This is a genomic window from Bdellovibrio sp. NC01 (assembly GCF_006874625.1).
Classification (GTDB): domain Bacteria; phylum Bdellovibrionota; class Bdellovibrionia; order Bdellovibrionales; family Bdellovibrionaceae; genus Bdellovibrio.
The window spans coordinates 3,178,443-3,191,377 of record NZ_CP030034.1; the positions used below are offsets into that span (position 1 = coordinate 3,178,443).

Genomic DNA, 12,935 nt, shown 5'->3' on the forward strand with positions numbered 1-12,935 from the left:
CTTCAGGAAAAGAATCCACTCTGGGAAATGCACACTTCGGACCGGGCCATTACTGCATATATTTCAATAGAGATGTTTAAAGATGAGACAGTGGCCCTTTTTGTGCCTCTGTTTTCGCGAACTTAGATCGTGGAATTTAAATGCAAAATTTGGGCAGGGGCTAAAACGAAGAAAGGCCCAGCAGGGGGAAGAGAGAAAACCCTGCTGAGCCTATTTGCTAGTTGAAATGAATGATTACTTCATTGGCTTCGAGTGAACTGCGAATTTTTCGAACTCGCCGTACTCGTGCAATTTGTTATAAAGCGTCTTGATCGTGATACCCAAGTTGTTAGCCGCTTGAGTTTTGTTGCCACCGAAGTGTTGCAACGCTTTCAAGATATAACGCTTCTCTAGATCGTGAAGAGTCATGTTTGGATCGTAGTCGATAGCGTCCTTTTGAGTCTCAGGATTTCTGATATTCTCTGGAACGTCATTCAACATGATCATGTGGCCGTCAGACAAGATTTGTAGACGTTCACATACGTTTTGAAGCTCACGGATATTACCTGGCCAGTCGTATTTCATAAGAGCTTTCATAGCATCTTCAGAAACAGAACGACCACGGTTCAAATAAGCATGTTGAGAGTTATTCAAGAAGTGGTTCACCAACGACGGGATGTCTTCTTTACGACGACGAAGAGGTGGAGCACTTACTACGATCGTGTTGATACGATAGAAAAGGTCTTCACGGAAATTACCGCGAGTCACTTCTTGATCCAATTCTCTGTTTGTTGCACAGATCAAACGGATGTCAACTTTGATTGGATCTTTGCCACCAACGCGGAAGATTTCACCTTCTTGGATGAAGCGAAGAAGTTTAGCTTGGATAGCTGGATCAAGTTCACCGATTTCGTCCAAGAACAATGTTCCGCCAGTTGCCGCTTCAGCCAAACCGATTTTGCGGTTGTAAGCGCCAGTGAACGAACCTTTTTCATGACCGAAAAGTTCTGACTCAAGCAATGTCTCGCGAAGAGCACCGCAGTTGATTGCAACGAATGGTTTGTTTTTGCGACCTGAACGTTCATGGATAGAACGAGCGATCAACTCTTTACCTGTGCCCGACTCACCAAGCACCAAGATGTTTGCTTGAGAAGGAGCCACACGGTCGATCATCTTCATCATGCTGCCCATAACTTCAGAAGTGTAGACGATGGTCTTGTTTTCCATCACTTTCGAAGTTGTGTTTGTATTCCACATCACTTGGTTAGCATTCTGAGAAGCAGGAAGGATAGTTGAGTTGTTATCGTTCATTGGGTCCACCTTTCGGTAACGTACTTCATTAAAAGACTTAATCCTTTTAGCGACGTCTCAGATTGATTATCTCGTTCTGATACGCTGCAGCAACGCATTGAGTTATAACCAAGGTCGTGTAGGTTTTGCAATAAAAATTTTGCATAGCGTTGGATTTTTTTTATGAAACCTGGGGCCCTTAAAGCGGTTTTGAGGCTATGAGTAAGGCTTTTTATCTCAACGAAAATATAGATAAATACCTGAAATTTATGACCTTTGTTAGGTCATCCTCTCCCCTTACCATCAAGCACTATACCCTGGATCTGCAACAAGCCTTTGAATTGGATAAATACTCACGTTCACCCAAAAACTCGTGGACCGAGGCTGAACTGCTGGGTTCGGTCCGCCAAGCCTTCAACCACTGGGCGACACTTTCATTGGCTTCCAGAAACCGCAAAGCAGCCACTTTGAAGAGCTTCTTTTCGTGGGCCTTCGACGAAGGTCTGACAGAGAGAGATCTGTCGATGCAAATCATTGCTCCGAAGGTGCCGAAGAAACTTCCGCACTTCTTAAGCGTCGATGAAGCCCTTGCTGTCTTAAAAAGTTTCGACGACGAAAAACTCGAAGTGCCTCTGCGTGAAAAGGTTTTGTTCTTACTCCTTTACGGTGGTGGGCTGCGTATCAGTGAAGCCTGCAACTTGAAATGGAGCGAAGTGCATCTATCGCAAAAAGTTTTGCGCGTGATGGGTAAGGGTTCAAAAGAGCGCGTGGTCGCTTTACCTTCGACGACGATTCAAGTTTTAAATAAGTGGAAAAAAGACAGCGGCTTTAACGAATTTGTTTTCGGCGAAGAAGTTTTAAATCAACGAACAGCGTACGAGATGGTTCGTAAGAGCGGGCAACGCGCGGGATTGCTGAAGCCTCTTCATCCGCATGCTCTTCGTCACTCGTTTGCGACTCACCTTCTTTCGAGTGGCGCGAATCTTCGTACCTTGCAAGAGTTGCTGGGCCACGAAAGCCTGCAAGCCACCGAGAAATACACGCACTTGGGCATCGATCAGTTAGCGCGCACGATGGAAAACGTGCATCCGCTGGGCAAGGGCAAATAGCTTTAGCCTTGTCCAAGACTCTCTTATCCAATCTAGGATTTCGTTCTTAAAAGAGGGACCAAACTCCCTCAAGTCTAATACGTTTCAGATGGTATTCGAAAACCGTTGGTCCCGAACTCGCTTTATGGATTCTATAAAAGGAAAATCCATGAAAACAAAATCACTTCAATTTATCGTAGCCGCTTTTATCATCTTCACTTCTGCGATTGCTGGTGCCGCCACCAATGAAAGCGCCGAACGTTTACCTGCACAAGTCGATGCAAGTATCCCTGCCCAGAACAATGTTGAATTTAAAGAAAGAATTCGCATGGATCATCCGATCGAAAACGAAAGAGCCCATTTACGATCAGAAAGCGAAAGAAGTCGTGGGTTGATTTCGACTTCTAAAAGAAATCCGTAAATAGAGAAATTAAATCATCGCATGCTGAAGATAGTGCTTCACCATCAGCTCCACATTGTGAAGCTCTTCATCGACGAGTTGGCGGTGATTTACTAAAGAGTTGCTATCGGCAAGATTGGTTTTTAGAAACGGCGCCATCCATGGCTCCGCATTTACGACACCTTGTTGAAGAAGGAACTTTAAGTAGAAATGCATCTTTAGCACAAGAATGTCTGTCGATGTTTCTGCTGCCTTCAACGTGTGACCTAAAAGATTGAAAAGGAATTCAGAGTTTTGGTCACCCTCTTGGCTGACTTTGCTCACACATTCTAAAACATGCAAGGCAAATTCGAGTTTGTCATAATCGTGGCGGAGTCCGGCAAAGTCATTTACTAAAGTGGCTTCTTGCAGAACGTTGAGTTGTCCTTCATCAGTGGCAGCTTTGTACGTAAAGGTTACGAAGTGTGAGGGTTCAAGGACTCCCCCACCGAAACGTTTTTTACTACGAAGCGCACCACGCGCAATAAACGATAATTTTTCTCCGCGTGGAGACAGCGCGTGCAAAATCAAATCGGCTTCGCCGTATTTCATTTTTCGTAGAATGATGAATCTGTCTTTACCTTGGGTCACACCGTCCAACTTTGCTGCTGCTTTATTTCTTCATACGAAGATATAAGCGTCTTTGCAAAGTCTTTTGTCTTAAGTAGATCAACGCTGATGATTAAAAGGCCTCGCAGCATTTCGTGAGAAGGTTCTGGCTCCCACCAATGCTTAAACATTTTGATACCTGACCAGTAGCACATGTTCGTGCTGCTCATTTTTTCCCAGCCCTGTTCGGTGCTGATTCCAAGTTTTTTAAATAACAACTCGGCCACAGCTTCGGCACTCGCGTCTTGGAAGTAACATGCAGCGCGATCGTAAATGCGGACTGCATCTTTTTTGAAAACCAATTGGGCAGCGGAAGAAATTTCTGTTTCAAAAGCTTCAACAAGATCGCGATCCACCGATTTGGATTTAATTGAATTTTCCAGATCACGCAAAATTGCAGCTTTATCCCACGCCATACTTTCCACCATCATTGTCGGTGAACGGAAACGCTCTCCGGTCACCGCGACAGCCAAATCGGCAGAGTATGAACACAAACGAACTGTGTAAGGACGAACTTCTACTTTTTCAGAGAAATGACGTGCATGTGATACACGCACCGAGTGAATACGTTTTTCATTCAGCAAACGATCAAGTTCCTCCACAAAAGGATAAACTTCGCCTGTAACAGGATGATCTTCGGCAAACATCACGAAGCACGTTTCTTTTTTCAGCGATTCCACCCACTCTTTCACATCAGTGATTTGCGAGTGCGAGCGAACTGCGACTTCGTATGTTTCTTTGTAGTAGTATGGAAGAAGATGTTCGAAAACAGGCGTCTGCCCTTTGATCACACCGATCGCACGTTTGTGTGCAAGAAAATGCGCGGTGCCTTGAGTGATTTCATAAACGCCTTGTGCGATACCACGATACACGCGCACCTTATTCTTAGGTTCAATGCCTAAGTAATTTTTCACGGCGTCATTTACTTCGTCCCAAGCCTCAGGTCGCAACACATCGATGAGCATTCATTTAAAGTAGCGGAATTTGTCGAAATTGGCTTCAGACGAAGGTCTGATTTTGAGACCTGAATTGTGACTTTGCAGTGCTTATTCTAGAATAAAGCATTCGCAGGAGAGCGTTGATGAAGTCAGGAAAATGTTTAGCTCTGTTTATTCTTTTGTTCGCAGTCGTATTAGCCATCCCGAAAGAAGCAAACGCGGTCGTTGATTTGCGTTTGAATTACGGTCTGCTTGTAAGCAATACGAATTTAGATGCATTGTGTACAGCATGTGGCGGAAGTGTCCCTAGCATCGTCCCAACCTACGGTTTAGGTGCTGACGTTGTGGTGAACTTGCCGATTCCGCTCATGCCGGGAATTGGTTTGCGTTATGAAGATATGGGTCTGACAACGAGCGGTAATGGAATAGATATCAAGGAATCTTATACTCGCACGTCACTTCTTCTCAATTACCACATCATTGACACGCTTATTTACTTGGGACCGATTGTTACATGGGGACTTTCTCACTCCACAAGTCTTAAGGCGACAGAAAATGGAACAGTAAAAGCAGACTATACTGGAGGCTCACAAACGAGTTTCAGTCTCGGTCTAGAGGGTGGAGCTCATCTCGCAGGATTTATCGTTGGTGGTGAGATCGGTTATATGGATTTTCGCTGGAAAGATGCTCGTGACTCGACTGGTAACAATTCGACTCAAGACATCAATATGAGTGGAACTTATCTAAAACTCGCAGTGGGTTATTCGTTTTAAGTATCGAAAAAACAACACCTCTGATACGCTTTATATCAGAGGTGCAAATGACCAAAAAAAGAATTGAATGGCCGGTGGCCTTGTTCCTTACGATCAATCCACTCGTGACTTTTATTCTGATGCCTATTTATTTCTACTACTTCGGATTTGAGTGGGACATCGCTATCTTCTCTCTAATTTTCGCTGCTGCTACAAATCTTAGTATCACTGCTGGTTACCATCGCTTGTTCTCTCATAAGAGCTACGATGCCCATCCAGTTGCGAAAGCTTTGTTCTTGTTGATCGGTGCTTCAGGCTTTCAAGGTTCTGCTTTGAAATGGTCTTCAGATCACCGTCGTCACCACATGCACATCGATGGCGAAAAAGATCCTTACAACATCAATGAAGGCTTCTGGTACGCCCACATGGGTTGGTTGTTCTTCAAAGATTCAGTAGATCAAAAGATCTCTGCTCCCGATCTTGAAAAAGATTGGATGGTACAATTCCAACACAAATATTACGTGCCGCTTGCGATCCTTACTGGTTTCGGTCTTCCGACTTTGATTGGTTGGATGATGGGCTCACCTCTTGGTGGCTTGGTTATCGGTGGTGGTTTGCGTATTGCTTTGACTCAACAAAGTACATTCTTCGTAAACTCGCTTTGCCATACTTTGGGCAAACAAACTTACTCTAAAGAGATCTCTGCACGTGACTCTTGGTTTGTAGCGGTTTTAACTCACGGTGAAGGTTACCATAACTTCCATCACAAGTTCCAAATCGACTACCGCAACGGTATCAAGTGGTATCACTGGGATCCGACTAAATGGGTTATTAAGTCTTTGAACTTGGTAGGTCTTGCAACGAAACTTCGTCAGATCTCTCACGTTGAAATCTTGAAAGCACGTCTTCAAGCTGAAGCGACAGAGTTGAAAAAACACGGTTTCGCAGAAGATCAATTGGCAGCGATGAAAGAAAAAATCATCGAAGCACAAAACAAAATGAAGAAGCTTCGCGAAGACTACGAGCAATTTAAAGTGAATGCGGCTGCAAAACGTGAAGAGTTGAAAGAAGCTTACGATGCGAAACTGGCTGAGCTAAAACGTGATCTTGAAGTGGCCCACCTTGAATTCCAAATGGGCATGAAAATGTGGCAGCTTCATTTGAAATCGGTTTAATGAAATAGATTTTGAAAATTAAAAAACCCGCCTCTTCATCAGAGAGCGGGTTTTTTTATGTCTTTTTTAAGATCAAATTACTCGCAAGATTTAGATTTCGAATAGAAGAACCAGTGGAACTTCGATTGGTCAGAAGGACGGCTTGAGCCTTCACCGTGACCGAATGGAGAGTTCTGCGATTCGATATATTCTTTATGAAGCTTACAGTCTTGTTTTCTGTAGTCGTCATTCATCGCTGTCAGATCACGGAACGTTGGCAAGTAGCCGTGTTCCTTATAATAAGCATCTTCTTTAGCGTAGATGTTCTTTTCCAACGTCGTCGCTACGGCCTCAAATTGTGCCGTCGTTCTTAACGTTTGAATTGGCATATACTTCGGCAAGATATCTTTCACCAAACCGAATTGGCGCAAGAATTTACCAAGGTAGGCTTTACCTGAAGAACTCAAAGACCAATGGAATTCATAGTTCTTATCGATCATCCAACCGTAAACACTTTGCATAACCGCATCTTGCATACGGACTTGGCGCAGAAGTGGATAGTATTTGTATTCAGCAACGAAATCAAAACGTGGGTCCGCTTCGATATCGAATGGTGCAAACAACGTTTTAGAAGTTACACCCAATGATGCTGGATATTCTGTGTTTTTAAATTTTCTTACCGAACTTCTGAACTTCGGAACGATGAATTGACCGTTTGAAGCTTTGTCGTAAGCGTATTTACCAACTTCAGAGCAGAAGAAACCATCACTGTAGTTGCTATCGTTCATCGCGAAGTCATAACGGATTTCACCGTTCTTTTTAATGCCATTGTAAGCGTAGTCGTACATTGCTTTACCGGCACGCTTCGCAAGATCAGCATCTTTAGCACGATACAAGGCAACACGAGCGTCTTGTGCCGCAACCCACTTTTCAAGTGGCGTGATGATGATACCTGTTTGAATCAAAGATTCGACAACGTATTTTTTGCCGGCTTTATCCTCACCCACGATTGCCAAGTGCGAGAAGTTTCCTTCTTCGTCTGCAATACGCGCGATCATCGCTGACACGTAGCTCTTACCACGAACGACCATCAAGTCACCCGTCTGTAACGAGAAGCCTTCAAACTTTGGATTTGTCATTGTATAGATAGGATCTGCTTCCAAGATTTTTGGTGTGCGCACGTCCACCACTTTATTGTGAACAAGCCATTCCAAAAGATACTCTTCTGTAATACGCGAATACTGAATGCCTTCACGCACTTTCAACATACATGCTTCAGTCAATTCATTGCGCTCGTCGAAACCTTGGTATTTTTCACGCAAAGTCACACGCACTTGGAAAAGACTTTTCAAAAGCTCTACACCATTTGCTTTTAGGTAGGCTTTCTCAGCTTCAGTCTTTGGTACAAAATAATCAGAGCTTGCACCATACAAATAATCAGTCACACCGTTAATGTATGAAGCGCACGTTTGGGCGTTAAATACACTTGTATCATTCAAATCAGCCAATACCTTTGAAGCACCTGTGAATAACTCTTGAGTACTTGCTGGGTTTCTTGAACGCTCGAAAAATTTGGGCGGAGTCTGGCAGCTTGTCGCCGTCAAAGTCATCGCCATCATCACCGCTGTGAATACGATTTTATTCATGAAAGTCCTCATATTGTATTTAGTTAACCTGAACTTTTTCGGCAGCTTTTCTTGTTTACTGAACAGGACCTGACCTAAGGCGAGCCCCTTTACGTCAAGTTTTTTTGAGATCCCAAATCTAGACTAAACGGCTATTAGGTTAAGACGATAAGAGGGAGGCTTATATTTTACTTTTAAAACCAATAGAGGACATAAATGAGTTCAAACGCTTTGAAACAAGAGTTCTTTCACATTGATGAATCAACACGTAAAAAAGTAGTTCGTCAGGATCGTACTCCTGTTGAGCCAGGCATGTGCTTCCTGGATTTCGGTGGCAAGAACTTCGAAGTAATGAACATCAGCCACTTCGGTTGCGCTGTGATCGTATCAGCTTTCGATTTCCCGAATTTGAAAAGTCACTTCGAAAAAGTTCAGCACATGGAAGCGAACGTAATTTTCAAAAACATCCAAACGCAAAACATCAACTTGCGCTGGGTACGTTCTGAAAACTACCAAAAATCAGTAACAAACGAAATGATCGTTGGTTTTGAAGTGGTTGGTGAGCCATTCAAAATGGATCGCATCAAAGCTTTGGAACTGTCTGCCGAAGTTATCAAAGAGCAAACTGAATACGCGACACACTTGGCACAATTGCCAGCTGAATTCAAAACATTCGTTTATGAAATGAAAGACTGGTTGGAAAAGCTTAAAACAAAACTTGATAAGCTTGAAGCAGAAGCTCCAGTTGATAACTGGAAAGAGCAACAAGACTACAAAATGACTATCGCTGAAACGGTGTCAGAGTATCTTGGTCAAGTTATTCCAATGAGCTACGCGAAAGTTCCACAGTTCGTTAAGAACTTCTCTCCGGAACAGTTGAAATGGGCTACGCAATTTGCGCGTGAGCAAGTGGGCTACTTGGTTTACGGTGCGCCATTCGCAAATCGTGCTTACTTTAAACCACGTGGTTACGCTGGTGACTATGAAATGATGAATCACCTTTACCGTGATGAATTGGTTGGCAAAACGTTATTCGATCAATGTATGCATAAATACTTTATCGATGAACCAGCTGGTGCCGCAGTTAAAAATCGCGGTCAGTATTTATTTGAAAAGATCACTCAGTTGTTCTCTGCAACTCCAGATAAGACGCCATTGAAAATCCTTTCCGTAGCAAGTGGTCCTGCGATGGAACAACAATTGTTCTTACAAAACAGCAGCCAATTCTATGGCCGCCCTGTTGAATTCACATGCTTGGATCAAGACGAAGAGTCTTTGAAACACGCACAACGCCAATTGCAATCAGCGGAACGTTTTGTTAAGTCTGGTTACAACTTCAAATTCAACAACATGGCCATTCGTAACGTGATCGCGGCAGGTTGCCCAGATACAGGTTACGACATGATTTACTCTGCAGGTCTGTTCGATTATTTCACAGAGCCTGTCGCACAAATGGCAGCACAAAAAATGCTCGCAGCAGTAAAACCAGGTGGTCGTGTGATCATCGGTAATTTCAGCAAGGACAATCCATGTGTACCATTCATGGAATTGATCTTGGACTGGGTTCTTATCTATCGTTCTGAAGAAGATTTGCTAAGAATCTTCAAAGGCATGGGCTCAAAAATCTGGGTTGAAAAAGAACCATTGGGCGTAAATCTTTTCGTGGTAATCGAAAAGTAAAAGGACAATGATTGTTTAACGGTCAAGAGATCACCTCAAAGCAGCTTCGCGAATTTGAGGTGAACGAAGAAATTAAGTCTGTATTGAAAGTCATCGCAAATTGGATGGCTGTACCCCTCTTTTTGGCTTTCTGGGCGGCAGACTTAATCTATGTGCCACAACTGAAGTGGCCGTTCTTGTTTTTACGTTTAACAATCGTCCCCGTCTGTTTCACAGCAAAATACCTCATTGAAAAAGAGCAGACTCCGCTGAAGTCTCAGTGGATTGCTGCTTACTATGCAGCCTCTGTCGCTTTGCCGATCAATATCATGGTGGCGTTTATTCCCGATGTGACGACTGGTTATTATGCGGGATTAAATCTGGTGGCTTTGGGTGCATTGTCATTCATTCCGTTCTCTTTGAACTTTTTTGCGATTACGACGGCGTTTATTTATGCGCCTTACTTTGCAATCGCTTTGACTCGTGCGCATAGCGCTGCTGATTATTACGGCGTTCTTTTGAATTCGTTCTTTATCACGGGTTCGATTGTCATTTGCTTCCTGATTCGCTTCTTCAATGAAAAACTGCGCATCCGTGAAATCAACAGTAGACTGGCTTTGCAGTCAGAGATTGCTAATCGCGATCACGTGATTCGCTCGAAAACCGAAGAAGCCGTTCGTTTAAATACTTTAAGCACGCAATTTAGCCCGCAAGTTGTACAAGCAATTCGTGAAGGCAAAGTCGATCTTGAAAAAGGTGTGCGTCGTGCACAGATCTGCGCGATCTTCGTGGATATCGTTGGCTCCACAGAACGCGTTGTGCGTTTGGATCAAGCGAAAGTCGACATTGTTCTTGCGCGCTTCATGGATACAGTCGTATCTATCTTTTTAAAATACGACTTAACGATCGATAAATTCCAAGGCGATGGTATTCTTGCTTTCGCTAACGACCCGATTCGTTATGGCGATTTTATGCAAAGAACTTGTTTGGCCGCTGTTGAAGTGCGTGAAGCCCTTCGCCAGGACCGCGAATTTTATCTTCTTAATTGGAAGAAAGAAATGCAGATCCGCATTGGTATCTCTACGGGTTATGCGAACGTGGGTTTTTACGGAAATAAAAAATTCTTCCGTTCATACACGGCGATCGGTGCTCCATTGCCATTTGCCTCGCGCTTAACGAACTTAGCACAACCCGATCAAATCTTAATTGATTCCGACATCGCAATTGCTTTAGAGGCTGAAGGCTTCAAAGTTCAAAGCATCGGTGAACGCGTGATTAAAGGCTTTGAAGACGATCAACACATTGTCTTTGAACTTCACGGTCCGCCATCGACACGCGTGGAAGCGACTCCGGGACAATCTACGAACTGCCCTCATTGTGCAGACTCGGTCTTGTATCTCGATACGAATGCGCATGGTTTATTTGTGATGAAATGTCGTCAGTGCGGCTTCGAGCTGACGGACCTTTCCCCTGCGGCATAGATGTCTACCTTTCTAACAGCATCAGGACACTTTTAGGCAAAGCTTCTATTCGTCTCAAACTGAGACATGTATTTGTCTATCTAACTATCTGAAATAACAGATGAGTTTGTTGGCCAGGTCCTTGCTCCTCAATCTCGAAGGAGGAGCCCTACTCATGAAACCTTCGACATCTTCTTATATTGCGAAGCTTACGCTGATGAATATCTGCACGGCATTTTTGCTGGGTATGGGATATGGTCTGCCTCACTCAACAATGGATCTGTCTTCTGAAACTGACATGCAAAGCCCTGAAATCGTGGCTCCTGTTATTGAGCATGCGTTAGATCAAGTTGATAAAGCTAAAAATCTATCTAACTTATTTGGTTGGTTCGATAATTCCGCATCTAAGAACTGTGAAGACTGCGTAAAACAAATCTCAAGCATGCGTTATGCTCAATGTAGCGCCACCGACAAAAACGGATACATGGAAAAATCTTTAAGTGATGCTTCCCTATCTAATTCAATGATCGGTCGTTTGATCCGTCGTCCTGTTCGCCCTGACTCTATTATTAAGCCAATTTGCATGCAGATGAGCATGGAATTGGGTCGCTCTGCATTGCCTCGCAGCTCTTTCAAGGGTTGCAGCAAAGAAGGTTATGGCGCAGCAACTGGTGCGGCATGTGTTAGCGAAAACTACTTTAAACTTATGAACAACAGCTTCGACCTTGTTTCGACATGTATGAAAGACTTCATCGGTGCCGGTGAAAGCGAAGACATGAAAAAACTTGATGTGCGTGCTGTGTACGCCCTGGTAAACGTTGAATCTGGCTTTCACATGAACGCTGTCAGCGGCACAGGTGCTGGCGGTATCGGTCAATTTACAAGTGCAGCGATTAAAGATGTGAATGTGAATGAACTTCCAGCCGTACGTAATTCTTTGGAATCGAATGCGAATCCAGTATGCGGTCGCATGTCGATGGAATTCTTGGATTCTATGCAACCGATTAAAGACGCCGCTTCAAAATCATGCGAACGCATTTCTTTGAAAAATGGCAACCCAGTTAAAAACATGATCTACACATTCGCTTACCTTCGCGGTGTGAAGAAAGATATGGATCGTTCGATTTTTAAAAACAAAGAATATTCTAAAAAGTTTAAACTTTCTGAATACGATTTGGCGAAAGTGAAACGCGCAATGATGGTGTGGTCTCATAACACGGGATCGAATGGAACACTCACTCCAACTAAAGCATTATTGCGTACGCTTTACAGAAATAAGCCCGTCACAAACGCCGACGCATTTATCGCCCAACTTCAACAGTACATGCAGAAGTATCCAGCTGGTGCGAACGCAACAACTGCGCGCCGTCGAGAAACTTCAAGTTATTTTCCTAAAATCACTAATCTATTAAATCAAATTGAAAACAATGCTGGAGGTGGCTCGTGCGTAAACTAATTATTATCGCAATGCTATTTGCAAGCTCGCATTCTTTTGCATTCAGCAATCCTGCCGTATTAAAGGCAACACAGGATCTAACTGTATATCTTCAAAAAACGCAGTCTTCAGCATTAAAAGCTCGCACCCTGGCTGCATTTAAAAATTTCGTGTCTTCTCAAATTGATCAAATGGATATGCCCGAAGATGGACTTACTGCATCCAACCAGCAAGCTAAAGAATTTGCTAGTTTGTTAGAGTTTGAGACGTATTTAGAAAATCTGAATGTTCGCAACTTAAATGAAGAGCGTTGCAAACAAATCAATGCGCACCTAGAAGCTACGTCACATGGTGCAAGTGGGCAACCAATTCTGAATGAAATGACGGCTTACCAAGCTTCAGAACAAATTGTTTCGGCACTTTGCCCTAAGTCGTAATGGTTAAAGCCGGGCTCTCAACCCTCATTTTAATCTGTACTCTTTCGGGATGCTCCTTCAAAAAGCATCC

The 12,935-nt window shown here is 43.5% G+C and carries 12 protein-coding genes; 8 read left to right on the plus strand and 4 right to left on the minus strand.

The window, feature by feature from the left end; all coding sequences use genetic code 11:
• Window positions 1–234 precede the first annotated feature (234 nt).
• A complete protein-coding gene (locus DOE51_RS15215) occupies window positions 235–1,290 on the minus strand; it encodes a sigma-54-dependent Fis family transcriptional regulator (protein ID WP_142697393.1) in 1,056 nt (351 codons plus the stop codon).
• A gap of 197 nt (window positions 1,291–1,487) precedes the next feature.
• On the opposite strand from DOE51_RS15215, the gene DOE51_RS15220 reads away from it, so the two are divergent.
• Window positions 1,488–2,378, plus strand: coding sequence for a tyrosine-type recombinase/integrase (locus tag DOE51_RS15220; RefSeq protein WP_142697394.1), 891 nt, complete (start codon window positions 1,488–1,490; stop codon window positions 2,376–2,378).
• A 148-nt stretch (window positions 2,379–2,526) separates the two neighbouring features.
• The gene (locus DOE51_RS15225; protein WP_142697395.1) at window positions 2,527–2,778 is read left to right on the plus strand and encodes a hypothetical protein; all 252 of its coding nucleotides are present in this window, start codon (window positions 2,527–2,529) and stop codon (window positions 2,776–2,778) included.
• A gap of 9 nt (window positions 2,779–2,787) precedes the next feature.
• On the opposite strand, the gene recO is transcribed toward DOE51_RS15225, so the two are convergent.
• Window positions 2,788–3,387, minus strand: a complete 600-nt coding sequence (recO, locus tag DOE51_RS15230; protein WP_142697396.1) for a DNA repair protein RecO — start codon at window positions 3,385–3,387, stop codon at window positions 2,788–2,790.
• The gene (locus tag DOE51_RS15235) at window positions 3,384–4,319 is read right to left on the minus strand and encodes a hypothetical protein (RefSeq protein ID WP_246845114.1); all 936 of its coding nucleotides are present in this window, start codon (window positions 4,317–4,319) and stop codon (window positions 3,384–3,386) included. Before DOE51_RS15235 ends, recO begins: the two co-directional genes overlap by 4 nt.
• 167 nt (window positions 4,320–4,486) lie before the next feature.
• On the opposite strand from DOE51_RS15235, the gene DOE51_RS15240 reads away from it, so the two are divergent.
• Together DOE51_RS15240 and DOE51_RS15245 are read left to right on the plus strand one after the other, a co-directional pair.
• A complete protein-coding gene (locus DOE51_RS15240; RefSeq protein WP_246845115.1) occupies window positions 4,487–5,116 on the plus strand; it encodes a hypothetical protein in 630 nt (209 codons plus the stop codon).
• Between the two features lie 47 nt (window positions 5,117–5,163).
• The gene (locus DOE51_RS15245; RefSeq protein WP_142697398.1) at window positions 5,164–6,270 is read left to right on the plus strand and encodes a fatty acid desaturase; all 1,107 of its coding nucleotides are present in this window, start codon (window positions 5,164–5,166) and stop codon (window positions 6,268–6,270) included.
• 77 nt (window positions 6,271–6,347) lie between these two features.
• Here the strand turns inward: DOE51_RS15245 and DOE51_RS15250 are convergent, their stop codons facing one another.
• Window positions 6,348–7,895, minus strand: coding sequence for a YiiX/YebB-like N1pC/P60 family cysteine hydrolase (locus DOE51_RS15250; RefSeq protein ID WP_142697399.1), 1,548 nt, complete (start codon window positions 7,893–7,895; stop codon window positions 6,348–6,350).
• A gap of 195 nt (window positions 7,896–8,090) precedes the next feature.
• Here DOE51_RS15250 and DOE51_RS15255 point away from each other — a divergent pair, with 195 nt between their 5' ends.
• The 4 genes from DOE51_RS15255 (at window position 8,091) to DOE51_RS15270 (ending at window position 12,865) form a co-directional block, all read left to right on the plus strand.
• Complete coding sequence (locus DOE51_RS15255) at window positions 8,091–9,554, plus strand: class I SAM-dependent methyltransferase (RefSeq protein WP_142697400.1); 1,464 nt, start codon at window positions 8,091–8,093, stop codon at window positions 9,552–9,554.
• An 11-nt stretch (window positions 9,555–9,565) separates the two neighbouring features.
• Window positions 9,566–11,014 carry an adenylate/guanylate cyclase domain-containing protein gene (locus tag DOE51_RS15260; RefSeq protein WP_246845116.1) on the plus strand — a complete coding sequence of 483 codons (1,449 nt, stop codon included), beginning with the start codon at window positions 9,566–9,568 and terminating at the stop codon, window positions 11,012–11,014.
• A 154-nt stretch (window positions 11,015–11,168) separates the two neighbouring features.
• Window positions 11,169–12,449, plus strand: coding sequence for a transglycosylase SLT domain-containing protein (locus DOE51_RS15265; RefSeq protein WP_246845117.1), 1,281 nt, complete (start codon window positions 11,169–11,171; stop codon window positions 12,447–12,449).
• A complete protein-coding gene (locus tag DOE51_RS15270; protein ID WP_142697402.1) occupies window positions 12,437–12,865 on the plus strand; it encodes a hypothetical protein in 429 nt (142 codons plus the stop codon). The genes DOE51_RS15265 and DOE51_RS15270 overlap by 13 nt, the downstream gene beginning before the upstream one ends.
• The last annotated feature ends 70 nt before the right edge of the window (window positions 12,866–12,935 follow it).